At 47.9% G+C, this 25,928-nt stretch carries 22 protein-coding genes; 12 read left to right on the top strand and 10 right to left on the bottom strand.

Annotated features, from left to right (window positions below):
- On the top strand, window positions 1-384 hold a 384-nt coding region (locus AC5I6P_RS06900; protein ID WP_495693012.1), incomplete at its 5' end, for a DUF4870 domain-containing protein.
- 64 nt (window positions 385-448) lie between these two features.
- Entirely contained in the window at window positions 449-1,531 is a 1,083-nt protein-coding gene (locus AC5I6P_RS06895; protein WP_495693011.1) for a Gfo/Idh/MocA family protein, read from the top strand.
- Between the two features lie 73 nt (window positions 1,532-1,604).
- Here the strand turns inward: AC5I6P_RS06895 and AC5I6P_RS06890 are convergent, their stop codons facing one another.
- The 5 genes from AC5I6P_RS06890 to nei form a co-directional block, all read right to left on the bottom strand.
- Window positions 1,605-2,438 (bottom strand): nitrate ABC transporter ATP-binding protein, encoded by an 834-nt coding sequence (locus tag AC5I6P_RS06890; RefSeq protein WP_495693010.1) that lies wholly within the window; start codon window positions 2,436-2,438, stop codon window positions 1,605-1,607.
- An 83-nt stretch (window positions 2,439-2,521) separates the two neighbouring features.
- Window positions 2,522-4,678: an ABC transporter ATP-binding/substrate-binding protein gene (locus tag AC5I6P_RS06885; protein ID WP_495693009.1), complete on the bottom strand. Its 2,157-nt coding sequence runs from the start codon at window positions 4,676-4,678 to the stop codon at window positions 2,522-2,524.
- The gene (ntrB, locus tag AC5I6P_RS06880; RefSeq protein WP_495693008.1) at window positions 4,639-5,472 is read right to left on the bottom strand and encodes a nitrate ABC transporter permease; all 834 of its coding nucleotides are present in this window, start codon (window positions 5,470-5,472) and stop codon (window positions 4,639-4,641) included. The genes AC5I6P_RS06885 and ntrB overlap by 40 nt, the downstream gene beginning before the upstream one ends.
- 130 nt (window positions 5,473-5,602) lie before the next feature.
- Window positions 5,603-6,964, bottom strand: coding sequence for a CmpA/NrtA family ABC transporter substrate-binding protein (locus AC5I6P_RS06875; RefSeq protein ID WP_495693007.1), 1,362 nt, complete (start codon window positions 6,962-6,964; stop codon window positions 5,603-5,605).
- A gap of 593 nt (window positions 6,965-7,557) precedes the next feature.
- Window positions 7,558-8,388, bottom strand: coding sequence for an endonuclease VIII (gene nei / locus AC5I6P_RS06870; protein WP_495693006.1), 831 nt, complete (start codon window positions 8,386-8,388; stop codon window positions 7,558-7,560).
- A 151-nt stretch (window positions 8,389-8,539) separates the two neighbouring features.
- Here nei and AC5I6P_RS06865 point away from each other — a divergent pair, with 151 nt between their 5' ends.
- Together AC5I6P_RS06865 and AC5I6P_RS06860 are read left to right on the top strand one after the other, a co-directional pair.
- Window positions 8,540-9,415, top strand: coding sequence for a PHP domain-containing protein (locus AC5I6P_RS06865; protein ID WP_495693005.1), 876 nt, complete (start codon window positions 8,540-8,542; stop codon window positions 9,413-9,415).
- Window positions 9,416-9,583: 168 nt separating this feature from the next.
- Window positions 9,584-10,339 carry a class I SAM-dependent methyltransferase gene (locus tag AC5I6P_RS06860; protein WP_495693004.1) on the top strand — a complete coding sequence of 252 codons (756 nt, stop codon included), beginning with the start codon at window positions 9,584-9,586 and terminating at the stop codon, window positions 10,337-10,339.
- Between the two features lie 359 nt (window positions 10,340-10,698).
- On the opposite strand, the gene AC5I6P_RS06855 is transcribed toward AC5I6P_RS06860, so the two are convergent.
- The 3 genes from AC5I6P_RS06855 to AC5I6P_RS06845 all read right to left on the bottom strand — a co-directional run bounded on the left by AC5I6P_RS06855 (window position 10,699) and on the right by AC5I6P_RS06845 (window position 12,811).
- A complete protein-coding gene (locus AC5I6P_RS06855) occupies window positions 10,699-10,971 on the bottom strand; it encodes a MoaD/ThiS family protein (protein WP_495693003.1) in 273 nt (90 codons plus the stop codon).
- Between the two features lie 82 nt (window positions 10,972-11,053).
- Complete coding sequence (gene thrC, locus AC5I6P_RS06850; protein ID WP_495693002.1) at window positions 11,054-12,361, bottom strand: threonine synthase; 1,308 nt, start codon at window positions 12,359-12,361, stop codon at window positions 11,054-11,056.
- A gap of 195 nt (window positions 12,362-12,556) precedes the next feature.
- Window positions 12,557-12,811 carry a MoaD/ThiS family protein gene (locus tag AC5I6P_RS06845; RefSeq protein WP_495693001.1) on the bottom strand — a complete coding sequence of 85 codons (255 nt, stop codon included), beginning with the start codon at window positions 12,809-12,811 and terminating at the stop codon, window positions 12,557-12,559.
- 296 nt (window positions 12,812-13,107) lie between these two features.
- Between AC5I6P_RS06845 and AC5I6P_RS06840 the strand changes: the two genes are divergently transcribed.
- Window positions 13,108-13,386 (top strand): hypothetical protein, encoded by a 279-nt coding sequence (locus tag AC5I6P_RS06840; protein WP_495693000.1) that lies wholly within the window; start codon window positions 13,108-13,110, stop codon window positions 13,384-13,386.
- Between the two features lie 162 nt (window positions 13,387-13,548).
- On the opposite strand, the gene AC5I6P_RS06835 is transcribed toward AC5I6P_RS06840, so the two are convergent.
- Window positions 13,549-14,187, bottom strand: a complete 639-nt coding sequence (locus AC5I6P_RS06835; protein WP_495692999.1) for a Uma2 family endonuclease — start codon at window positions 14,185-14,187, stop codon at window positions 13,549-13,551.
- A gap of 299 nt (window positions 14,188-14,486) precedes the next feature.
- On the opposite strand from AC5I6P_RS06835, the gene sir reads away from it, so the two are divergent.
- The 4 genes from sir to AC5I6P_RS06815 all read left to right on the top strand — a co-directional run bounded on the left by sir (window position 14,487) and on the right by AC5I6P_RS06815 (window position 18,905).
- The gene (gene sir, locus AC5I6P_RS06830; protein ID WP_495692998.1) at window positions 14,487-16,244 is read left to right on the top strand and encodes a sulfite reductase, ferredoxin dependent; all 1,758 of its coding nucleotides are present in this window, start codon (window positions 14,487-14,489) and stop codon (window positions 16,242-16,244) included.
- Between the two features lie 86 nt (window positions 16,245-16,330).
- Window positions 16,331-16,969, top strand: a complete 639-nt coding sequence (locus AC5I6P_RS06825; RefSeq protein ID WP_495692997.1) for a Uma2 family endonuclease — start codon at window positions 16,331-16,333, stop codon at window positions 16,967-16,969.
- Window positions 16,970-16,983: 14 nt separating this feature from the next.
- The gene (locus AC5I6P_RS06820) at window positions 16,984-17,703 is read left to right on the top strand and encodes a 16S rRNA (uracil(1498)-N(3))-methyltransferase (RefSeq protein ID WP_495692996.1); all 720 of its coding nucleotides are present in this window, start codon (window positions 16,984-16,986) and stop codon (window positions 17,701-17,703) included.
- 107 nt (window positions 17,704-17,810) lie between these two features.
- Window positions 17,811-18,905 (top strand): tetratricopeptide repeat protein, encoded by a 1,095-nt coding sequence (locus AC5I6P_RS06815; protein WP_495692995.1) that lies wholly within the window; start codon window positions 17,811-17,813, stop codon window positions 18,903-18,905.
- Between the two features lie 467 nt (window positions 18,906-19,372).
- Here the strand turns inward: AC5I6P_RS06815 and AC5I6P_RS06810 are convergent, their stop codons facing one another.
- Window positions 19,373-20,044 (bottom strand): peptidoglycan-binding domain-containing protein, encoded by a 672-nt coding sequence (locus tag AC5I6P_RS06810; RefSeq protein ID WP_495692994.1) that lies wholly within the window; start codon window positions 20,042-20,044, stop codon window positions 19,373-19,375.
- 260 nt (window positions 20,045-20,304) lie between these two features.
- Between AC5I6P_RS06810 and AC5I6P_RS06805 the strand changes: the two genes are divergently transcribed.
- From AC5I6P_RS06805 to AC5I6P_RS06795, 3 genes are all read left to right on the top strand, one after another.
- Entirely contained in the window at window positions 20,305-21,234 is a 930-nt protein-coding gene (locus AC5I6P_RS06805; protein ID WP_495692993.1) for an ADP-ribosylglycohydrolase family protein, read from the top strand.
- A 292-nt stretch (window positions 21,235-21,526) separates the two neighbouring features.
- Window positions 21,527-23,941 (top strand): HD family phosphohydrolase, encoded by a 2,415-nt coding sequence (locus tag AC5I6P_RS06800; protein WP_495692992.1) that lies wholly within the window; start codon window positions 21,527-21,529, stop codon window positions 23,939-23,941.
- Window positions 23,942-24,152: 211 nt separating this feature from the next.
- Complete coding sequence (locus AC5I6P_RS06795) at window positions 24,153-25,811, top strand: alpha-amylase family glycosyl hydrolase (RefSeq protein ID WP_495692991.1); 1,659 nt, start codon at window positions 24,153-24,155, stop codon at window positions 25,809-25,811.
- Window positions 25,812-25,928 lie beyond the last annotated feature (117 nt).

Below are 25,928 nucleotides of genomic sequence, written 5' to 3'. Positions count from 1 at the left end.
GAAAGCCTCTTGTTGTCTGGCTTCGACTACTGCCTATTTCCGATTAAGTCTATTGTGTGGCGTAGCGGGCGCGATCGCCATCCATTTATTGATCAGCAGGGACGCGAAATAATGAATTTTCTGATTTCAATGACGCTCTATGGCATTGCTGCTGGTGTTTTACCCGCGTTCTTGTTTTTTGCAACATGTAGTGTATTTATTTACACAAATGCTAATGCCACTAATACATTTGAGAACGCGTTGATATGGATAGGTTATACATTCTTAATTGGTGTTGCCATATTCGTTGTCTTTCAGGTTGTTATTACTATCTTCGCTGCGATTAAAGCGTCCAGAGGGCAGTCTTACCGCTATCCTTTCTCGCTAAGATTTCTAGGCAGTTAATCAGTATAATAAACCTAACTTAATTCAACCCGTCTTCCACACCAGTCTTCCACACTATTGATTTATGTCTGACATTCGAGTTGCGATCGCAGGAACAGGGTTCGGTCAAAAAGTCCACATTCCAGGCTTTCAAGCCCAGTCGCGGACGCGTGTAGTAGCGGTCTACCATCGGGATTTAGAGAAGGCGAAGGCGATCGCTCAAACACACAATATTGCTTATGCTAGTCAAACGCTAGAAGACATGGTTGCGCGATCGGATGTCGATGCGGTCAGTATCTCAACGCCGCCATTTTTGCATTATGAGATGGCGAAAACAGTATTGAATGCTGGAAAGCACTTGTTATTAGAGAAACCGACAACGCTAAACTACACAGAGGCAAAAGAGCTTTATAACTTGGCGCTCAAGCAGCGAATAGCGACCAGCATGACCTTTGAGTTTCGCTTTGTTCCGGCATGGCAGCATTTAGCAGAGCTTCTGTCTCAAGGATATGTCGGACAAAAACGACTGATCAAAATTGATTGGCTGGTGTCAAGTCGAGCCGATGCCAGCCGCCCGTGGAATTGGTATGCTCGCAAGGATCAAGGTGGTGGTGCGCTGGGCGCGATCGGGTCTCATGCATTTGACTATGTTGCGTGGCTATTCGGTTCGGTGAGGCGGCTCTCAGCCCACCTCAGCACCTCGATTTCAGCCCGCCCTGATCCAACGACTGGAGAACTGAAACCCGTCGATTCGGACGATACCTGCACCATCATGCTGGAATTAGCAGATGGAACGCCCTGTCAAATTTGCCTCAGTTCTGTCACAACCCAAGGGCGCGGGCATTGGGTCGAAGTGTATGGCGATCGCGGCGCGCTTGTTTTGGGCAGCGACAATCAGAAAGACTATGTTCACGGTTTTAAGCTGTGGGGAAGTCAAGGCGGAAAAGAGCTGACCGAACTCGACATTCCCAAGCGATTGGCATTTCCTCAAGTGTTTCCTGATGGACGCATTGCCCCATTCATTCGCGTGGTCGATCAGTGGGTGCTAAGCATTGACCGACAAGAAACGTTGCCGCCGTCGCTGAAAGAAGGCGTATACACTCAACTGCTCATGGATTTAGCGCACGAATCGAATGAAACGGGAACGTGGGTGACGGTTCCAAGCTAAATCCAAGTCAATTGCAAAGCCAATGTTTACAAGTGGCGTTCAGCAGTTGTGCGGCTATTTGCTCAAGATGACGCTATTCATCATCATGAGCAAAGCGATTGTAAAGGAAATCTAGAGCATGGTTGCGGAGTTTGTAATACTCCGGCGTTTCCATCATCCGGGTCCGATTGCGAGGACGTCGGAACGGAATTTCCATTACTTCTCCGATCGCGGCAGCAGGCCCGTTGGTCATCATGACTAATTTATCTGCCAGAAATAACGCCTCATCAATGTCGTGCGTGATCATCAACACGGTGCATTTGTGGGTGTTCCAAATTTTTAGCAGTTCTTCCTGTAATTCTTCTTTGGTAATCGCGTCTAATGCGCCGAAAGGCTCGTCTAAGATCAGAACTTCTGGACAGAGAGCCAGGGCACGGGCGATCGCCACCCGTTGCTTCATCCCACCCGAAATCTGAGGCGGCTTCTTCTCCATCGCGTCGGCTAGTCCCACCATTGCCAAAAACTCTTTGACGATTTGGGTTTTCTCGGATTTAGATTTTTGGGGATAAACAACATTAACGCCCAAGTAAACGTTCTCAAAAACGGTGAGCCAGGGCAGTAAGGCATAGCCTTGAAACACGACCATGCGATCGGGACCCGGTTTCTCAATTGGTTTACCTTGTAACAGAACCCTTCCGGTGGTGGGTTTTGCAAATCCGCTCACCATATTGAGCAGGGTAGATTTGCCACAGCCAGAGTGCCCAATGACGCAAATGAATTCCCCTTGATTAACCGCAAGATTCACGTCTTTAAGAACCGTGTAATCACCAGTTTTGGTCGGGTAAACTTTGGAAACTTGGTCTACGACTAGGAAAGGAGCGGCCTCGTGTGAAAAGGAACGTTCTGCAGACTTGAGCGATGTAACCATTTGCGTTTGAGGGGGTTTAGTAGTTTGCAGGAATGGATCAGAATCAGAAGGAGTGAGCAGTCATGAATCAAGCGCAAGTAATTCTAGGCAGCCTGTATTCCTGGCGCTTTTAACGGCACATCAGCCATGTAAATGTCATGCTTGATTTGTAAATGATTCAGATAGGCGATCGGATCATCTGCTGTAAAGGTAGTGCCATCAAAGAAGTGAATCGGACCTCGGCTGTAGGAAATATCCAACTCCAATTCACGAGCCGCAATGCTAAACACACTCACCTTACAAATGCGCTCCAAAATTTCAACCCAGTTTCGGGGGAATGGCACCTCTCCCCAGCGAGCGAGTTGGGTCATAATCCACAGATGCTCGGTGCGGCTAGGACGATTCACGCCTGCGCCAAAGAACTGATGGTGGGCATACTCGCGCGGCGAAGGATGCAGTCCACAGGTGTTATGACTGCCATCACCAAGGTCAATGTATTCCATCTCACAATCGAGATACTCTGGACGAGACAGAATCATCCGAACTTCTTCTTGATTCGCTGGATTGGCGCAGTACGCACAAGCTTCAAGCAGTGCTTTCACCAATGCAATGTGAGTATTCGGGTAGGCATTTGCCCAATCTTCGCGAACCCCCAAAACCTTGCCAGGATGACCATCCCAAATTTCCAGGTCGGTTGCGATCGTATATCCAATGTTGTCGATCGCAGCCCGCACATTCCAAGGTTCACCAATACAATAACCATCAATATTGCCAGCTTCCAAGTTTGCCACCATTTGAGCAGGCGGAATCGTGGAGACCGTGACATCTTTATTTGGGTCAATGCCGCCCGCCGCTAACCAATAGCGCAGCAACAGATTGTGCATCGAAGCCGGATGAACCGCCCCAAAAGTATGCTGACGATCGCGGCTTTCTAGGAGCATCCGTCTTAAGTCAGCCAGGGTGATAATTCCTTGTTCGTAGAACCGCTTGTCGAGTGTAATGGCGTTGCCGTTGCGGGTCATCGTTAAGGCACTGACAACCGGCAACGGTTCCCCATTTAAACCACCTGCGGTCAACCAAACTGGCATTCCAGAAGGCATTTGCGCTGCATCAAGGTAGCTGCCCGCAATCCCATCCTGAATTCCGCGCCAACTGGACTCTCGCACCAAATTCACAGCATCCAATCCGTGATGCTCAAAGAATCCCTTTTCCTTCGCGATCACGACCGGAGCCGCTGCCGTTAAGGGCACAAATCCGATTTCGAGATTGATTTTCTCTAAACCGTGGCGTGCAATCGCCGTAGTTTTTCTGGCTCTCAACTTCTTGATCTGCTTTTGTTGATTCAAGAAATAAATGATTTCACTTCGGTAACTGTAGTAATTAGGATGATTGATCACTTCCATGCGTTTTCGCGGACGCGGCAGATCGACGTCCATGATCTGCCCAATTTTAGATTGAGGTCCGTTCGTCAGCATGACGATGCGATCGCTGAGCAATAGGGCTTCATCCACATCGTGCGTCACCATAATTGCGGTGATATGGCTCTCTTCGCAGATTTTCATCAGTTGCTCTTGCAGGTTTCCGCGAGTGAGCGCATCCAATGCTCCAAAGGGTTCGTCTAACAGTAAGAGCTTGGGACGAGTAGCCAGGGCACGTGCGATCGCCACCCGCTGTTTCATTCCACCCGATAACTGATCCGGTGGTTTATCTACTGCATGGCGAAGCCCAACGAGATCAATATTGCGTTCAATAATCTCATTTCGTTCTGCCACTGATAGATTGCTCAACACATTATTTACAGCTAATGCAATGTTTTGGCGAACGGTCATCCAAGGGAGTAGAGAATAGTTTTGAAATACAACCATGCGATCGGGGCCTGGACGCAGGATTTCTTCACCTTGAAGCATCACTAATCCATCCGTGGGCAAATCCAATCCTGCAACCATATTTAGCAGGGTGGATTTACCGCAACCAGAGTGCCCAATCAGTGAAATGAATTCGCCTTTTTGAATTTGTAGATCAATTCCTTTGAGAGCAACATATTGCCCACCATTTTCTAAGGAGAAGGTCTTCTCAAGACTCTCAACTGTTACAAAAGAAGTCATGATGGATTGCCGAATGAAGAACAGAACAGGACGTAAATCAGTAATGACAATGTTGAGTGGAATGCCGATGTTGCGCGGGATGCCAATATTGAGTGAAATGGTGCTGAGTGAAATGATTATCGCTGGCTCTGCGGCAAAATCAAGGTCTGCACCCATGCCATCAGGCTATCGAGCAACCACCCGACTAAACCGATATAGACCAGGGACACGATAATCTCACTAATCTGACTGTTTTGATAGGCGTTCCAGATAAAGAACCCAATTCCGACAATTCCAGACATCACAATCTCTGCGGCAATAATCGCTAGCCATGACAACCCGATTGCAATCCGTAACCCTGTGAAAATATAAGGCAACGCGGACGGAATCAAAATTTTGAAGAAGTACTCCGTTCTCGGGAGTTGCAAAACTTGAGCCACGTTGTTGAAATCTTGGGGAATCTGCCGGACGCCAACTGCCGTGTTAATCAAAATCGGCCAAATCGCAGTAATGAAGATTACGAACAAAGCGGCAGGCTGATTCTGTTTTAATGCAGCAAGTGCGATCGGTACCCAGGCAAGCGGCGGAACGGTGCGTAAAATGTTGAAAATTGGATCAAGTCCTTTCGACAAGCGCTTGTTCAAGCCCACTAAGATTCCGAGCCCAATGCCCACAACAGCAGCAAACGAATAGCCGATCGCAACCCGTTGCAAACTGCTAAGAACTTGCCAAAATAAGCCCTTATTCGTGCCGCCGAAGTCGAAGAACGGATACAAAATCAAGACCCACGTTTCTTGAACAACTTTAATCGGTCCTGGCAAGTCGGTTGGCAAAATCATCGTCAGAAGTTGCCAAATTAACAGCAGAACTAAGATTGTTCCAAGCGGTGTTGCAATATCGTCAAGCCGTTGTTTTAGCTTCTTGTCGAGAATAAAGGACGGTTTGTTGAATTGCTTCCGAGCAATAGTCATGATTTTTTACTCCTATTAACTGCATAATCATGGATATGTTTGAGAGCGAATTGCAATAATTGCCAGATTTTCGCTTACCTTGCGTTAGTTTTCATGCTTCTTTATCTACTAACGTCTTATGCTCAAATCTCTAAGCTTTCTTGATCTTCAAACTATTTAGATAAGCTTGAGGATTTTCTGGATCAAACTTGACCCCATCAAAAAATTCTTCAACGCCACGAGAGGTGCTGCTTGGAATATCAGAAGCTGCAAGGCCCAACTCCTGTGCTGCTTGCTTCCAGAGGTCTTCTCGGTTGACTTGATCAATCAATCTCTTAGCATTGGTCAACGTTTCTTTGGGCAAGAAGTTCCAACGAACGCTCTCAGTCAAAAACCAAAGGTCATGGCTCTTATAAGGATAGGAAACACTGCCTTTGCTATCCTTCCAGTACAGTACCGCCATCGAGCGATCGTCGATCGTTCGTTCTCCTAGGTTGTACTTACCCATTAATGGCTCAGCTATAACTGCTTCTGGCATGTTGAAATATTCTCGTCCAGCCAAGATTTTAGCCATTTCTGCACGATTGTTAAAATCATCACACCACTGTTGTGCTTCCATGATTGCTTTCAGAATCGCTTTCGTAGCTTTGGGATGGCTATCTACCCAATCTTTTCGCATTGCAAAGTATTCTTCGGGATGCGCTTTCCAAATTTCAGCCGTGAGGGCTGCAACAAATCCTGTCTTATCTGCAACAATTCTGGCAGGCCAAGGATCGCCCGTGCTAAATGCATCCATTGCTCCCCGCTTCATATCGGCAACGGTTTGCGCTGTCGGAACGGTCAACAATTCCACATCGGTATCTGGGTCAATGCCTCCTGCTGCTAACCAATATCGAATCCAAAATTCTTGGTTGGCGCGAGGAAACGTATAGGCGGCTTTGAATTGTCCGCCTTGGGACTTTAGACCGCTAAAGAAGGCCGTTTGATCCGCTAGCTTTAACCCAATGTTTTTACCAATGTGCTTGCTTGCGATCGCAATTCCATTTCCTTGAGTATTCAATTGCGCTAACACAAACATGGGAATCTTAACGTTATCGGTAATGATTCCTTCCGAGATCAGATACGGCATTGGCATTTGCCACTGACCTCCATCAATTCCGCCTCCAGATGCACCAATTTTGACATTATCACGAGCAGCGCCCCAGTTCGCTTGCTTATCTAAAGCAATTTCTCCCATGCCATGTTTAGCAAAAAATCCTTTCTCTTTCGCAATGATTAAAGGAGCAGATTCCACGATGGGAAAATAGCCTAATTTAGCAGTTTTAACTTCCGGTTCTTGCCCTGCTTTTACACCAGAATCTGCATCTGCAACAGGAGCTGCTTGGGTTCTACCTCCCACTAGTTCAGCAGGCGGATTACCTAGACAACCTTTCAAGAAAATTGAAGATGCAGTGGTTGCACCTGCTGTATAGAGAAAGCGCCGCCGGGACATGGCAGACGAAAAGCGTTCCATTTCTAACTCCTAACTACAATATCGGTAGTGAACAGATTGATTGCTGATTAAAGACAATCAAATTTCGCTCAGCAAATCGCTTATAAAAACGCGTTTTCAAGCGGATTTGCTGAATGTGAAATATTTAAAACACGAAAGTCTGATTCGTCAGAGTAATGCATCTCAACGACGCTCACTCCAGCTCAAAATACCGGGCAGAAGATGACAAGAAGTTAATAGATTAAGGGAGTTAATAGATTAAGGATTAACGCCCTTAAATTTTGCAAAGAATAGACCAGCACTGGCAGTCATTGCTTGAGACTGTTAACACGTTCAGCTAATGAAATTAACTGATTTGTTAAAAATCAAGATACTCTGAATTTCTCTGAAAAGTCCAGCTATCTGGTGGTCGTTAAGACAAGATTTCTCAAATCCACTACATAGACTAAGCTCTATGAATATTTAGATTTGGATAGAAAACGTTGCCACAACAGCACTTTGCAGAAGCACCATAACACCGCTTTATAGAGGTCATCAATTAATTCTAAATCTGCGGGCAACTATATCTTCAGAGCCATTTAAGATTCACAGTATCTAATTTAGATGCGTTTACCCTACTGCCAGGTCAACATTTGACAGTGCGGACAGTAGTAGAGCCGTCGTCCCGCCAAGATCTCTTTTGCGATCGCAGTGCCACAAACAAAACAGGGTCTACCTTCACGATTAAAAACATAGTGACGGTAATCGCTTCGTTTATATCCCTGTGACTTTAACTGCAATGCTAATTCTAAATTATTAGTAATGCCTTTAGTTTGATAAGACTGATAAGTAACAGATAGCACAGCTGATGCTAACGCACGAATTTGTGCAACAGAACAATCAATCGGACGTAACATCGGATAAACTCTGGCAACAAACAAGATTTCGCTACGAAGATAATTGCCCAATCCACCTAAAAAATGCTGATCTAAGAGCAATGACGGCAACTGACGCCGATAAAACCGCTTCTCCAAAAACCGCAACTCAAGCTGTTCAATAGTCACTGCTTGATCCAGCACATCCACTTCGATTCGACTCAAAAATGAATGATGAGGTAAGTCTTCTTCCCGCAAAACCTCAATATCTGACGCGCTATATAGCAGTGCCGATTTTTTAGCGGTATGAATGGCAAGCCGAAGCTGCCGATTGGTCTTAGGGTAAGAGCGCAATCGCCGCACAAACCATTTTCCGTAAAGCTGGTTGTGGCTGTAAATGTAAAGCTGATTCGAGAAGCACATCAGCATTCCCTTACCGCGAGTCTTCACAGCCGTCACCCGCTCACCCACAAATGCTTCTTCATAAGGTTTGAGATGCTCAAACGCGAAAAATAGGTCTATGATGGGTTGATCGAGGAGTGCAATTGCGATCGTGTCTGCCGCCAGCCGAATTTCAGGACCTTCGGGCATAAATAGTAGGAGTGAGGGATGTAATAGAGAGCATTGCCCCACTTCCACGCAGGACGATTACGAGAACCCTACACAAAGATCAGCGCTCTCAAGATCATTATCCTATTTCATCCCTCATCTCTCATCCCTCGATTTGCGTTAGCCTATACCCATGTTAGAACTTCACTGTCACACAACCTTTTCCGATGGAACGCTAACGCCAACAGAGTTGGTAGACGCGGCGGTAAAAGCAGGTGTTAAGGCATTGGCAATTACCGATCATGATACAGTTTCCGGTTGGGATGAAGCGCTGAATGCCGCTCCTGCCGAATTAGAGATCGTACCGGGACTAGAACTCAGCACCGTGTATAACGAGCGATCGCTTCATGTTCTGGGCTTTTATCCCGATCGAGAACAGTTAATTCCGCCCTTAGCTCAACGACTAGAAGGGCGTAAGCGTCGCGCTCAAGCCATGCTAAACAAGCTGGCTGACTTAGGCTATCCGTTGGAATTGCCTGATATGGGAGAAGGCATGGCTCCCGGGCGTCCACACATTGCCACCATGATGGTCAAAGCGGGGTATGTCGAATCTTCGCGGGATGCCTTTGATCGCTTCTTAGCCGACGACAAGCCTGCGTTTGTGCAGTACGAAAAATTTAGCACAGCAGAAGGAATTGGGCTTTTGCGATCGTGCGGTGCAGTGCCGGTTTGGGCACATCCCTATCTGTTTCGAGGGGGTAGGGTCGAAACGATACTGCCCGAGCTTGTAGACGCTGGGCTCATGGGCTTAGAAGTCTATCATCCAAGCCACACCCTATATCAGGTCGATAAACTGAAAACTTTGTGCCACGAGTATGGCTTACTAATGACCGGAGGCAGCGACTATCACGGTCCCAATCGGGAGACAAAACGCGATGAATACTGTGGGCTCAACCGTTTGCAGGTTCCGTTAGCGTTGCTAGAGCCGATCAAAATGGCAGCCGTGCGCTCTTCTGAAGCATTACATGACAAGTTGCAAGCCGCGATGCCATTGGGTGCGTTGACCTAAGGTTTGAACGTTTGCCAAAAAACTGAATAATTTCTCCGGATGCGCCGTCCCTCTCCAGGTATAGAGGAATGGTAGATGCACCCTGATGATTCACCCCTGGCTTCGCGGCTGGGGGCTTTTTGTAGGTTTATGGTTCAATGAGGGTGAACGCAAACGCCATCACACACTATGACGGCTCCTCTCCATCAGCTTGATCCACTCAATCGTTTCTCCGATCGCGCGGCGGACTACGTTAACCATCGTCCGAGTTACCCACCTGACGCGATCGCTCAAATTCTCTCTGGCTTAGGAGATCTATCTCAATTGGTCGTGGCCGATATTAGCGCGGGAACCGGAATTTCATCGCGCTTGTTTGGTGAGCGCGGTTGCCGCGTTTGGGCAATTGAGCCAAATGCCGCGATGCAAGCCGCAGCCGAACCTCATCTTAATGTCGAGTATCGCTTAGGAACCGCAGAACAAACGGGCCTAGCGGATCAGTCCGTCAATCTAGTAACGTGTTTTCAAGCGTTTCACTGGTTTAATCCAGAAGTGGCTCTGACCGAATTTCATCGCATTCTTAAACCATCTGGGCGGTTAGCATTAGCGTGGAATGGTCGCGATCGCAGCGATCCATTTACCAACGAATTTGGTGAACTCATGCGCCAGGTTTCAGACAAGCATCCCGCTCTCGATCGCTCTGAAAGCTTCCCCGACCATTCACTCTTTCCAACCGTGCAAGACTACAGATTTACCATCACACAAGTTCATGATTTAGCAGGATTGATTGGTAATGCAAAGAGCCGATCTTATGTTCCTCGCGCAGGAGCGGCGTATGAGAAACTGCTGAACGACCTAAAGGCATTGTACGATCGCTACGCAGACCCTCAAGGGCGAGTATTTCTGAAGTACCAGACCACTGTGTTCATTGGCGATCTACCCCAGTAACCTTTCAGGTTAGAGAAGATATAGGTTAGGGAAGACAAACATGGTGACTTCACTCATCAAAAGGTCGAATCTGGAAACTTGGGTATTGAATTCACACAACCTACACATAACCTACTAACCCTTATCCTGACAGTGAAATCTTGGGTGAAATGCGCGGATCGCACTCTTATTCATGACATCTTTAGTACAGGCAAATGCGGACATGCCGCCCGTATTTGCTTTTATATATCTCCCGGCTCTTGTCTTAGAAGAAGCTTCTCAAACCCGCCTTGGTCTCCGTGGTTCTACAGCCAGCAAAAATCCCTCCATCTTTACTTCAAAAGTGGAGGGATTTTTGGTTCGACAAGAAACAACTCGGACTAGCCGCCCGCGATCGCAGGAATGATACTCACTTCATCCCCGTCGTTCAGCTTAGTGTTCTCGTTCTCAAGAAATCGAATGTCTTCGCTGTTGACGTAGAAGTTCACAAAGCGGCGGAGTTTGCCTTGGTCATCGCACAACCGCGCTTTGATACCAGGGCAACTGCTTTCTAGAGATTCTAGCAACTCAGAAATATTGCTACCGTTGCAATCTACAACGGCTTGATCGTTCGTTAGCTTTTGAAGGGGTGTCGGAATCAGAACTTTGACCATAACTAGGAGGAATGAAAGATTGAATTACAGAAATTGAATCATACCGGATGAAGCTGCCAGAAATTTCTTCATCCCGTCATCTCTAGACTAAAACTTGCTGCCACTCCAGGCGGTCTAAGGTGCGCGATCGCTCTAAGGCACGCTCGAAGCTCTCAAGTTTTGGCTCGATGGTCAAAGGTTCGCCGATATAGCCCTGAATGGCCTCTTGAGTTTTCAGACCATTACCCGTGATGTAGACAACTGTGGTTTCATCAGGATTGATTTTGCCCGCTTCTACCAATTTTTTAAGGGTTGCGATCGTGGTTCCGCCTGCGGTTTCGGTGAAGATGCCTTCGGTTTCAGCCAATAGCTTCATTGCGTCGATAATCTCGGCATCCGTAACAGATTCAATGTTGCCGTTCGTCTTTTGAGCAATATCGATCGCATAAACTCCGTCTGCCGGATTGCCAATGGCGAGAGACTTGGCGATCGTATTTGGCTTAACTGGAGAAATAAAGTCGCGCCCTTCGCTAAATGCTTGGGCAATCGGAGAGCAGCCTTCCGCCTGAGCGCCGCTAAACCGAACGGGCTTCTCATCCACTAAGCCAACTTTGACAAACTCTTGGAATCCTTTGTAGATCTTGGTAAATAACGAACCCGACGCCAACGGTGCAACGATGTGATCGGGAAGTTGCCAGCCCAATTGCTCAATCACTTCATAGCCCAGCGTCTTAGAGCCTTCAGAATAATAAGGACGCAGATTAATGTTGACAAAGCCCCAACCGTGAGTGTTGGCCACTTCAGAACAGAGGCGATTCACCTGATCGTAGTTGCCGTGAACGGCCATTAGCGTTGGATTATAAATCAGCGTCCCCAACACCTTTCCCGCTTCTAGATCAGACGGAATGAACACACAACAATCGAGACCGGCATGAGCCGCGATCGCGGCTGTTGAGTTTGCCAAGTTTCCAGTACTAGCACAAGAAACCGTGGTGAAGCCTAACTCTCGTGCGCGGGTTAGCGCAACCGACACAACCCGATCCTTAAAACTGAGGGTCGGCATGTTCACCGCGTCATTTTTGATGTAAAGCTTCTTCAACCCCAACCGCCGAGCCAGACGATTTGCTTGCAGCAGAGGAGTCATGCCCGTTCCGACGTCGATCGGGTTCTCGCTAGTTACAGGCAGGAAGGGACGATAGCGCCAAATCGAGTGAGGACCCGCTTGAATCGTTTCGCGGGTCACTGTGCGCCGCAAGAAGTCATAGTCATACTTCACTTCCAGCGGGCCAAAACACAATTCACAAACGTGGGTCGCCTTCGGTTCGTACTCTGCACCGCACTCTTTACACTGGAGTGCCTGAAATGCGGTCGTTACGCTGTTTATCGCCTTGTCTTGTGTTGCCTGGGCCATGACTGAAAATTCCTTCTTACAAACGCTTTGTTTCTGTGATTTTGCCGAATCCTAACACGGCAAAAATACTGAGTCAAATAAAGCCGACTTTTTTTGTCGGGATTGAATCAGCATAGATCACAGACGCTTTTGAGATGGACTTTTGATATGAAGTTGTCAGGAGAGAACTCTATATAGCAATGCGATCGCCCCTTTTTACCCTCCGCTCACTGGTGGAATGAACACCACTTCGTCTCCCGACTGCAAAACAGTATCAGATTGAACAAACTGAAAATTGACACCGAAGCGAGTGATATCGCGCCATTGAGCTAATTCGGGGCGATCGCGGATCAAGCGATCGCACACTGTCTCGACTGTGCTTCCTTCTGGAAGGTCGAACTGAAGTTCTGGAACGCCGTAAGCATCTTGATAGGCGGCAAACAGTTTGACCGTGATTGTAATGACAGACATAAGAATTGGGTACGCACTTAACTTAAATGAGGGCGACAGTAAAAATGAGAGGCTACTGTTTGTGATTTGAAAACTTTGTTGATTGAAGACAATGTTGAGCGAGCGTTTGACTGACCTAAATGCGGGTAAAATGCCTTCCGATAACAACTACTGTTACTGGGATTGATAGTTCTGATAACAGCATCAAAATTTGAAAAATATCTTCCTAGTTTTTCATAAAAACCAGACGTTAGAGTGACAGCTTTTTAGGGCGCGATGAGTACGCTATAAGTATTGTCCCTTCTTTTCCTAAGACGATGGATGCAGCTAGAAGCCCGTCCCAACGGATTGATTACCTATTGCGTAAGGCTGACTATGTGAACTGGCATCGTCAGCAGAGTAATCAGCAGATTTTGCGATCGCAGCAGGGATTTAGTGAGATCACGCCGTCACGTCCTCAACCCTGTCAAGGCTGCGCTAACTATCACGGCATTAGCTACGGGTACACCCGTTGCAATCGGGCAATGCTGGTTTGTGGCTTTCATCCTTATGGCTGGCAACTAGAGTCAGACTGTCCAGATTGGGAAAGTAGTTGAAAGAAGCAATTCTACGATCTGCGCCACTAAGTTCCGCAGCTTGCTAATTTTAGAGAACGTCATTTGGGTCAACGCCTGTGACCTTAAATAGTCCATCAGCTTTTCTTTCTGCTGGCGTTCTGCTTCAGCACGCTGGCGTTCCTCCTCAATCAGTTCTACTGCCTAGGGGAGCAACCGCTCTGTCGCGTCCCACCAGCGTAGCCAATAGCCTGTTAGCCCTTCTTTTGTGCCGCGCCAAGTGCCCAAAAACAAGTTCATTGACGGCACCCAATGGCGACCATTCGAGTTTGGAAGTTGCAGTTCGTAGCGATCGTTCTGAAGTTGATAGAACTCCAGCAATCCCACCTCTGGGTCAAAGATGACATAGAGCGGAACTTTGAGAATCTGCTCGTAGAAAAACCACTTTCCAGGCGGATAAGTGCGTTTGAAGGAATATTCTCCGCCCTCGGTTTCTGATAAAAACTCGATAACGATCGCAGGCACGTCTCCTTCAGCATGCGGAGTGTAGCTTCTGCGAATTTTTGGCGTTGCAAGTGGTGACACAGAAGGCACGTAAAGCCAGTCAGGAGCTTTGACCACAATTTGGTCATTCACCGTCGCACAAAGTCCAAAATTTGAAACGATCAGCATCTGCGGCTGAATGAACCCATCGAGTTCTAAACTTTCTCGCAGTGCCCTGGCCAAGAGGGGCTGTCCTTCATTGTCCACGGGATCATCCTCTAACACAAAATCGCTGGGCAAGGGTTCCCAAGTGATTACGAGTTCATTGAACGGCTTTGCTGCACGAGTTTGAGTTGCCATTGCTCTCACCCTTTTTGAAGCGTTTTCATTTTAGTGGGTTGAGACTAGAACATTTGATTTCAACTTGAAAGCGTTCTTTTGTCTTAATTTCGTATGAGGAATGTCAGGTTTAGAATAAGGATGACAACCTTGAAATGTTTTGTAAGAATATTCGGTCAGCAAGAAACGGATGTTAGACTGAAGGCATTCATCATAATTCCGACCGATTTACCGGGAATAGGTTTTGTCTTGGTAATGGGCAATCTGCTAGTTTGGTTGCCCATTACCAATTGTTGTCTCTAAGCGATCGCAGCAGATTCATGGTTATTTCTTCACAGCCGACATCCACCGACCGCAAGCTTTCTAAAGTAGAAGGCATCAAAGACCGCAGTAATCTGCTGCGGGAACCTATGGCATCTGAAGTGTTGCTCGACACGACCCACTTCACAGAAGATTCCATTCAACTGCTCAAGTTTCACGGCTCGTATCAGCAAGACAATCGGGATAACCGTGTCCGAGGGCAGGAAAAGGACTACTCGATGATGCTAAGGACTCGCACGCCCGGAGGGTTTGTGCCACCGCAGCTTTATCTGACGCTCGATCGCCTGTCGGATCAGTACGGCAACCACACGATGCGGATTACGACGCGGCAAGCGTTTCAGCTTCACGGCATTCTCAAGAAGAATTTGAAGCAGACGATCGCCGAGATTGTTCACAACATGGGATCGACCTTGACCGCGTGCGGTGATGTGAACCGCAACGTCATGTCTCCGGCTGCACCATACCGCAATCGCCCGGAGTATGATCTCGCTCGCACCTATGCGAACAATGTCGCAGATCTGCTTACACCGCAGTCGGGCGCATATTACGAAATCTGGCTGGATGGAGAGAAAGTCGTTTCTGGAGAAGAAGATCCGGAAGTCGTTGCCGCACGGAAGCGCAATATCAACGGCAGCAATGTAGAGGGTTCGATCGAACCAATCTATGGTCCTCACTACCTGCCGCGCAAGTTCAAAATTTGCGTCACGGTTCCGGGCGATAACTCAGTCGATCTGTTCTCGCAAGATCTCAGTCTTGTGGTGTTGACGAACGAGCAAGGTGAGCTTGAAGGCTTCAATGTATTTGCAGGTGGTGGTCTAGGGCGGACTCACAATAAAGAAGAAACCTTTCCGCGCCTCGCTGATCCGATCGGATATGTTGATAAAGCCGATGTGTATGATTTGGTGAAAGCGATCGTCGCCACTCAGCGTGACTATGGCGATCGCTGCGATCGGCGTCACTCGCGTATGAAATACCTAGTCGAAGAGTGGGGCGTTGAAAAATTCCGCGCCAAGGTTGAAGAGTATTTTGGTCAGAAAATTGAGCCTTCCAAGCCATTACCTCAGTGGAAATATCTTGACTTTTTGGGTTGGCAACAGCAAGGCGATGGCAAGCTGTTCTTAGGACTTGCGGTTCAGAACGGTCGGATCAAAGACGAAGGAGATTTCAAACTCAAGAGCGCTCTAAAGCGAATTGTTGAGCGATTTAATCTACCGCTCAAGTTAACGCCGAGCCAAGATGTGATTCTGTTTGATATTGATCCGGCAGATAAAAGCAAGATTCAAGCGATTCTCGATCGCGCGAAAGTTATTCGTCCCACCAAAATCGATCCGTTAGCCCGCTACTCGATGGCATGTCCGGCGTTGCCAACTTGCGGACTGGCAACAACCGAAGCGGAGCGCGTCAGTCCGAGTATTCTGGCTCGGGTGCGATCGCTATTAGATAAAGTCGGCTTGCCGAATGAGCATTTCTTCCTGCGGATGACGGGTTGTCCAAACGGATGTGCGCGCCCATATTTGGCAGAATTAGGGCTTGTTGGCAACGGCCCGAACACTTACCAAGTGTGGATGGGTGCAGCTCCCAATCAGACCCGGTTGGCAAAAGTGTATCTAGAAAAATTGAACATTGATGATCTAGAAACGGTGCTTGAGCCTGTGTTTACCTACTTTAAGAAAGAGCGTCAATTGGGTGAAAGTTTCGGTGATTTCTGCGATCGCGTTGGTCTTGATGCGATTCATCAATTCGCCTCAACCTATTGATGTCAATTTGATTTTCTGCTGCATAAATGAGGGCGTCTACAAACGCCCTTTTTTGGCATTATGGCAATAGCGTAATCGTGGCTTTTATGACTGCTACTTCGATCAACCTCCAGCTAGCGCCCGGTCAGAAAGTAACGCTCCAACCTGTGTCGTGGCAGAGGTTTGAAGAGATTTTGGATGAACTTAGCGATCGTCGATCGTCACGGGTTGCCTACGCAGATGGAATTCTAGAGATTATGGCTCCTTTGCCAGAACATGAGCGCTCAAAAGTCGCTATTTCAGATTTGGTCAAAATCGTGCTGCGGTTGCAAAAGCGACGCTGGGAGCCGCTTGGCTCTACAACATTTAAGCGCGAGGGAATGGCAGCAGGCATTGAACCGGACGATTGCTTTTATATTCAAAATTACCAAGCCGTAATCGGTAAGGATCGGATAGATCTATCGGTTGATCCACCGCCTGATTTAGCGATCGAAACGGATGTTACATCTAAAACAGAACGGAATGCTTATGAAGCGTTAGGCGTGCCAGAATTGTGGATTTACAGTAGCGGAATGTTGTCAATCAACATTTTGGATCAAGGCCAATACGTTGAATCTCAATCGAGCTTGATTTTTCCTGAGATTGCGATCGCAGCTCTAATTCCGCAATATTTACAACGCGCTAAAGAAGTTGGCGTCAGTCAATCACTTGAAGAATTCGAGATGTTGCTTCAGAACTCGATTTAGGACAGGAGAAAAGCTTGGCTCAGCTACAACGGTTAGTGTTCACCGCCTCGCAATTACATGCTTCGATCGTCATTCTTACACCCGAGCAGCAGCATTATTTAAGTCGTGTGTTGAGATTAAAATCGGGCGATCGCTTCATTGCAATGGATGGACACGGCAACAGTTGGTTCGCTCAATTGCAGGGCGATCAAGCCACCCTGACCGAACCTGTTGTTTTTGAATCTGAAGTCCCGATCGCGGTGACGTTGATGTTAGCGTTACCCAAAACTGGTTTGGATGATGTCATTCGGCAAGTCACCGAATTGGGCGTCGCGTGTGTTGTGCCTATTATCAGCGATCGTACACTGCTTAATCCTAGCTCTAACAAACTAGAACGTTGGCGTCGCATCGCTCAAGAAGCCGCTGAACAATCTGAGCGGCAATTTGTGCCAACAATTCTCGATCCGCTATCTTTTGCAGCCGCGCTAGAAACAGTCGAAGCAGAGCAACGCTTGATTTGTCTGGCAAGAGGAACGCCACCGCATCTGCTTCAGTGCGTGTCTGCGGCCCGCTCAACTTGTGTTGCCATCGGCTGTGAAGGCGGCTGGACAGAAGTGGAAGAAATGAGCGCGATCGCACACGACTATCAGCCTGTTTCATTGGGTCGGCGCATTCTTCGAGCCGTGACAGCACCAGTGGCAGTCATGTCCATGATTGCAGGAGCAGTTGAAATAGGGATGAGGGATGAGAGATGAAACGATGAAGAATAAGATTAACTGAAATGAACGGGGGAGATTTTTGGGAAAGCTGAAGTTGTAGGGAGACGCTAGAACTCCTCATCCTTCATCCCTCATCTCTTCCCATGCTGGATCAAATCGCTGCGGCCTTCGATCGCCAAGAATATAAAACGGCGGCTCAATTGCTGAAAACTTTTCTAAAAGAGTCTCCTCAAAATCCGTGGGGACGGTTCTATCGCGGTCGATTGTATGAAGCGTATGGAAACTGGGAGGGCGCAAAAGAAATTTATCAGCACGTCTTGCGCGACGTTCTCAATCCTAAAATTGCGCTTCAAACCAGACAAGCGCTTCAGCGAATTCATGACCTAGAACAAGCAAAGCATCAAGCCGCGATCGCAGAAGCAACGGCTAATCCTGAGAACGCTGAACTAGGAATGCTGGTGCTTGAAGCCATGCCCCCAGAGGCTAAATCGAAAGCCGCGATCGCATTTGCTCAGATTATGAAGATCGACGCCTACACTGCCCGTTTGCAGTTGCCAAACAAAGGCTGGAAACTCTACCGCATTGGCGCGATCGGAGAACTGAGGCTTTACGGACAACAACTCCAAGCAGCAAACATTCCTAGCTTTTGGGCAACCGTGACCGACATTCAAACTCGCTCAGTATTTCAGGTCCATAGTTTTCAAGAATATGAGCCTCACGCCCTTGCCCTGTGCGAAAACGAACATGGGCAACTAGGTACACTCAAATTCGACTGGTCAGAAGTCAGTCAGCGCGTGGAAGGAATGCTACCGATCTATGAACGGGTGGTGGACATTACCCCGCGTGAAGGGATTCAGCGTCAGCGCAAAGAACAAACTCAAGATTTTGCTCGCATCTGTGACCTCCATTTACCTGAAAGAGGCTGCATTCTGAGGCTTTGCGATTGGAAGTACAACTTTGATCAGGGTATCGAGTTCGCCGCTTTAGGAGAGAACGTGATTGAGCTAGATCAAGCCGTCAATCGCATTCATTGGAATAGCTTAACTTCGTTTTTGAGTCAGATATTGCCCAGCCAACCCGTTTGGTCAGAATTCACGAGTTTTGCAGAAACAGTAATCGATTTTCCAGTATTGCTGCAAAAGTTACCGTCCAACATTCATCTATTTGGGCAAGACATTAGCCTCTGGAATTCAGCGTTTCATCTCTATAGCAATCTTGCAGCCGTTCGTCGCACCTAAGCTCTTGTAAAAGATTCTAAAACAAAGATCCTAAAAACTATTGAAGGGTTCGACCGATACGGCGAACCCTTAGAACAGTAGTTTTGTTGGATTGTAGCTGGTTCAATGAATAACGTTCAATCACTAACTAAGGTGGACTACTTCGCTACAGAATTCATCGGGTAGTGATGTTCCAGCCTGTTCAGACTGTAGTTTTAGCTAGACGTTTTTTCCTAAGCGATCAGAATGTGGAGTGTAAGGTTAAGAACTGTCTAACGCTAAGAATCAGTGATGTCACTACCAGAATCGACCGTTGCGATTTGATTAAAGCAGGAGGCACAAGCCTTAATCTAAGAATGTTTGAGAAGCAAGTTGGCTTCCTGTGTGCCTGCATTTAAAGTAGCATTCGGCTAAGCTGCGATCGCGCTTGTTTCACCAAAGTTAACATCTGTTTATCTGCCGCAACGATCGGCCAACAAGCTTATGATCTAGCGGCGGAGTGCCTCCCATGTAGAGGGACCGACAATACCATCCGGATCAAGGTCAAATCGGCGCTGAGCCTCTTCTACTGCCGATAGAGTTTCATCTCCAAATACTCCATCGACCTCGCCACTAAACGCGCCAATCGCCCTTAGTCTTGACTGCAAGCCAATCACTGCTGCACCCCTCGCTCCCTTTCTCAGAATTGGATAAGGCTCATAATCAGAACCCGCTGGAGCTGGCAAATTTGGAACTGACGAATTCGGAAATTGAGATGGAGCCGGGAGCGCACTAATAGAGGTCGGCGGAAACAGTTTGTCCCAGGTTGCCTGCCCAACAATGCCATCTTGATCTAGACTAGCCGCTTGCTGAAACCGAGTCACTGCTTCTGCTGTACCATCTCCAAACACGCCATCTACATTGCCGTTAAAGAATCCGAGCAACTTTAGAGTCGCTTGCAATTCAGTCACCTCTGCTCCTTGGCTGCCTTCTCTTAGTAGCGATCGCGTCACGCCTCCGGTTTGGCTCAGCGCTATGGTTGGCACTAGACAGGTTGGCACTAGACAACTGATGGTGAGTACCCCGACTAATAGACTGTAACGCCGCCACACTGAACCTTTCGGTGTGGCGTTACGTCTTCGAGCTACAGACATTGCGGGCAATTTTCGCGGGAAGTCCATCTAATTTAACCTCAGCCAATGGAAGAACATGAGAAACCGATTACGGTTGCGATCTCTTTAGGATGCGCCCAATTATAGAGGGTAAAATCCAAATATAGCGCATTGTTTCCAATAAATTAGCCAAGAACTACCACATATTGAGATTGCCATATTGAAATTTTGGGTGTCTAGGGATTCAGTTTTATCAGTGAAGAGCAGCCGCGAAATCAATCAAATCGGCGAAGATTGAACTACAACAGTTACGGTAGAGCGCTTTAATCATGCAGTATGGGCTTCTCAAACGGTTTCAGGCAACCCTGCTCGGAGCCGCGATCGGCGAAACAGTCGGGCAGCAGATCTCATCCACATCTCGTCTGGCAACGTCAGCCTCCAAACAGGTTTGCGCCACGAAGTCCAATCAATCGCTGATTCCTGTAACTCGCTTTTATGCCGAGTCGTTGATTACCCCGCAGCGTGTCGAGCAGCCGTCTGATCCGATCTTTCAGATGCCGCTTAACACTGCCGAAGCCGCGATCGCGCTTCTTCCCGTCTTTCTGTTTTTTCACGAGGACACCCGGAAACTGCGGCAAAATGTGCAAGAGGTGCTGAAGGTTTGGCAAACCGAGCAACCGTCGTTGCCCTATTTGCTTGCGATCGCACACACTATTGCTCAAGCGCTGCTAGAAACGCTGAAAGCACCAACTTGCATTCCTGAAATAGTGGCGGTGAGCGGAATTGAGCAAGGGTCAATGCTGGGATTAGCACCAGAGGCACACGTTTCAAAAGAAACACTCCAGCAGGTTCAAACCCTGTTGGCCCAACCCATAGGTTTGGAGGACGCCGTAGCTTCAATTCTGGCGGTTCAGGCTAATTCAGCCAGGCCTTCAGACGCTTGTGTTGCGATCGCGCTCTACTGTTTCTTGAGTACGATCGGAGACTTTCGGCTTTCAGTCTTGCGGGCAGCCCAAGCCGCCTACGAAGCTCCGATCGTCTGTAGCCTTACAGGGGCAATGTCCGGGGCGTACAACAGTATGATTGGAATCCCCGTTGAGTGGCGACTCAGCACAGGCGATACTCAACAAGCGACGCTGCACCTAGCAACCCAACTCTTGGCTCAGTGGTCTGGAGTTCATGACCTTAAGCGGGCTACTTCGACTACACTGCCGTTGGTTGCTGCGCCGCATGTGATCCGCGTTGGTCACAAATCTTGAAACAAAGCTCGTTTTTTGAGCGCCGTTTCTATAATGAAGCGAACGACGAACTTAAAGATAAATGTGAGATGAACGTGGTGTTGAAGAATCGTTAAGGAATTGAGACCTGACGTTTGGTTGCGGAGTCTTGGTATCAGAAATGCATCTAGGAAGCGCATCGATTTTTATTTTTTCTATAGAAACTTGTTATCTATAAAAAACATTGAAGGAGTCAATCCATTTCTACTGCCTTAGCCTTGGCGTCATCACTTCCATTCGGACTAATATTCATTAACGTGAGACGTTTGCGACTATGCGATCTTTTTGGTTATTGACTCGACAACTCCAACAAGCGTGCAGTGATTGCGGTCTACACCTGCATCGCGCCGTTTCGGTGGATCAAATACAGTATTTACTGGTTTCTATCACGTCGTTCAGTCGGGTGAAGACGCTTCGCAAACGATTGAGAAAAGCTGGCGTCCCTTCTAGAATTCCTCAAAGATTGGCAGAGCCGATCGCGCTGACCCTCGCCGCTTTATCCCTCACGAGTGCCTTGGGCTATGGCTTTTACAATCAGCCTCAACTTAGCGTCGGTAAATTTGCCCCTCAGACGATTGAAGCGCCAGCCGATGCCACAGTAGAAGATAAACAGGCGACGGAAGAAAAACGGAAAGCCGCTCGAACCGATGCAATGGCGGTTTGGATGGTAAATTCGGCAACGACTGAACAGATTCGGCAGGAGTTACAGGCCGTCTTAGCGAAGGGGAATCAACTAAGACAACAAGTAGGAACGCTGCCTGCCGATACGCAGTTGCTCTCAGAAGCGACTCAGAAATACCTACGCCGTGCCGAGGAGTGGGAATGGCAACGGATTTTAGCCCTGTCTGGGCAACCTGCCGCTCAAAAAGACGCCACACTCTTTAGCGATCCGGCTCAGCTCAGCGCGATCGCAGAGCTACAGCAACATCGCACGGTTGAGAAGACTTTTTCAATGCTGGTGAGCCAAATTACTCAAGCGCGGCAGCAGTATGTTATGACCCTTAACACACTGCAAACACCAGTAATGCAATCTGTGTATGACTTTTCGGTTCTAGACATTCCAGAACCAACGTGGCAGAAGATGCAGAATGAAGTGATTCAAATCAGCAATCGCATGCTGACGCAAGGCATTCCGCCGGGCTTGCCCCCGAGTCAGTTAGAAGCGGCGATCAATTTGAATCTAGAGATTGCGACGCCGCCAGAAACAAAAGCGATCGCGGCCAAACTTCTGTTAACCACCCTGAAACCCAACCTAGCGAAAGACGAAGAACAATCGCGAGTTCAAGCTGAAAAAGCGGCGCAAGACGTTCCGTTAGAACAGATCGCTGTGCATCGAGGCGAGGTAATTGCAGAGGTCGGAGAACCAATTAGCCGTCAAGATTTCTTAATCCTGGATTATTTCCAGTTGAGTCGTCGAGAAACAAATTGGGTCGGCTTGGTCAGTTTTGGATTTCTCGTAAGCGGAGCAGTAGTTTTGTTCTGGCAGATTGAGCAGCGATTCCATTCGGAAGGGTTGCGTCCTCGCGATTATGGGCTGGTCTGGCTTATGACGGTCAGTACGCCAGTGATCGTGCTATTGGGCATTCCTGCAACCAATCTACCCGCGATCGCGCTGTTGATGAGTACGTTCTACGGCCCGTTGTTAGCGGTTCCCCTGGTTGGATTTTTGAGTGGGCTGATGCCGCTTGGAATGACAATCGGCGTGAGTCAATGGCTACCTTGCGCCGCCGGAGGATTGGTAGCCGCGATTTTCGGCAGACGGATGCGATCGCGCGAAGAATTAGCATGGCTGGGGTTAGCGATCGGATTGATTCAAGGCACGCTCTATTTACTGATCGGAGCCGTTTCTGGCGTCGTGTGGTATGGTCTCATCCGGCAGGCGGCGATCTATGCATTGCTAGGGTTAGCGTGGAGCATTGCGGCAAGCGGAATTAGTCCCTATTTGGAACATGCGTTTGATTTGGTGACGACGATCCGATTGGTCGAACTAGCCAATCCCAATCGTCCGTTACTCAAACGACTTGCTGCCGAAACGCCCGGAACGTTCCAACATACGTTATTTGTGGCGAATTTAGCAGAAGCGGCTGCTCGTGAATTAGGCTGTCATGTCGAACTGGTCAGAACAGGCACGCTTTATCACGACATCGGGAAGATGCATGATCCGCTCGGTTTTATCGAAAATCAGATGGGCGGAATTAACAAACACGATTTGATCAATGACCCGTGGAGCAGCGCCTGTATTATCAAAAAACACGTGACCGAGGGGTTGGTCATGGCGCGAAAGGCGCGGTTGCCGAAAGCGGTGCAAGCATTTATTCCTGAGCATCAAGGCACGATGACGATCGCATACTTTTACCACCAAGCCAAAGAACGGGCAAAAGCCGACCACACCATTACCGTGAATGAAGCAGATTTTCGCTACGACGGGCCTGCGCCGCAGTCGCGGGAAACAGCACTGCTGATGTTAGCAGACTCGGCGGAAGCGGCACTACGATCGCTGAAAGAGGCGACACCTGAAGAGGCGTTGAATATGATCAATAAAATTTTGGGTGCCCGTTGGAAAGATGGTCAGTTAGACGATTCTGGGCTGACTCGCGAAGATATGTCTAAAATTGCTGAAGTGTTTGTGCGAGTGTGGCAGCAGTCTAATCACCAGCGAATTGCTTATCCAAAGGCTTGCAAATTGTAGAGAGGATGAGCGTGCTATTGAGCTTTCGCGTTTAGCAATTTTAGCTGCCCATTGAGAAATATTTTGACTTCTTCTAACTTGATTTCTATCTAAAGAGATAATGAATTTAGTCTCGTCAAGGTCTGAAGCCAGATACACGAATCTATATTTGCATCAGACAATGCACACGATTCCCTCTGAGTATAAGTAAAATCAAACTATCAAAGGTTCTATGGCAAGTCCTATCGAATTCAACTTGTTTGCTCCCTACAACAAGGGAGCTGCGATCGTAGGTTCTTTTTCCGATTGGCAAGAGATTCCAATGCAGAAGGGAAAAGATGGATATTTTCGAGTAACGGTCGATTTAGAGGATGGGACTTACCAGTACAAATTTCGCGTGCAGTCGAAAAGCTGGTTTTTTGAAGCCGATCAATGGGTTGATGTCACCGATCCTTACGCAACTAACATTGATGGTCAAAGTGCAAGCGAAAATTCTATCGCGCTGATTAAAGATGGTAATCGCATCGTCGATACTTACGTTTGGAAAAACGATGGTCATCCGTTGCCTGCCGATCGCGAACTGGTGATCTACGAAATGCACATCGCCGATTTTTCTGGCGGTGAAGATGATCCTAAAGTTCGCGGACGCTACGTAGATGCGATCGCAAAGCTCGATTATCTATCCGAGTTAGGTGTGAATGCGATCGAGCTAATGCCGGTCAAGGAGTACCCCGGTGATTATAGTTGGGGATATAATCCGCGCCACTTTTTTGCAACAGAATCGAGCTATGGCGAAACCGCTGATCTAAAGCGCTTTGTAGATGAATGCCACGGTCGCGGTATCCGCGTCATCATGGATGGAATTTACAATCATTCTGAATCTTCTTCGCCGCTCACACAGATTGATCATGACTATTGGTATCATCATGAGCCACGCGACCCCGATAACAACTGGGGACCTGAATTTAACTATGAATTCCACGATGAGAACTTAGATACTTTTCCGGCTCGTCGTTTTGTTGGCGATACCGTTCGCTATTGGGTTTCCGAATTTCATCTCGACGGCATTCGCTATGATGCGGCTCGGCAAATTGCCAATTATGATTTTCTGCATTGGATTGTGCAACAAGCCAAAGAAGCGGCGGGTGAAAAACCGTTTTATAACATTGCTGAACATATTCCCGAAACTACTAGCATTACCAATATCGATGGCCCGATGGACGGTTGCTGGCACGATAGCTTCTATCACTGCTTGCTAGAACACATGACGGGCGAGACGTTTGATTTGGATCGGCTTAAGGACGCGATCGATTGCAAACGCCAAGGCTTCATGGGCGCAACCAATGTCGTCAACTACCTGACCAATCATGATCACAGTCATGTGATGGCAGAGTTGGGCGATCGCCAAATTCTAGATGAAGCTGCCTTTCAACGCGCAAAGCTCGGAGCCGCTGTCCTCATGACGGCTGTGGGTGTGCCTCTAATTTGGATGGGAGAAGAATTTGGTGAGTACAAGCACAAAACCCAAGAGCAAGCCAAGATTGATTGGACGTTGTTGGGGGGTGATCTCAATCGTGGACTGTTTGAGTATTACAAAGGTCTAATTTTATTGCGGAAGGAAAATCACGCGCTCTATACCGAGAATGTAACGTTCTTCCACGAGAATTCAGACGGCAAGGTGCTGGCATACACGCGGTGGAATGATGAAGGCTCGCGGGTAGTGGTGGTGGCCAATTTCTCGGAGCAGTTCCTAGCGGGATACACCGTGGCTGATTTTCCAGAGAATGGAACCTGGCACGAGTGGACGGGAAACTATGATGTCGAGGTGAACGACAATGCTCTGACGACCGACCTAGGAGCGTTTGAAGCAAAGGTGTTTGTTTGGCAATAAGACGCGGATTGGCAACGGATTTGATAGTGGATGTAAAGGAACAGATAGGTTCGTCTATTCCATTTACTCAGTGAATCTGTTGCCACTTTAAGTCAAAATCAATTGCCTCTTTTGTTG

The organism is Myxacorys sp., from assembly GCF_059501405.1.
This window is presented reverse-complemented; position numbering and strand designations above follow the sequence as displayed.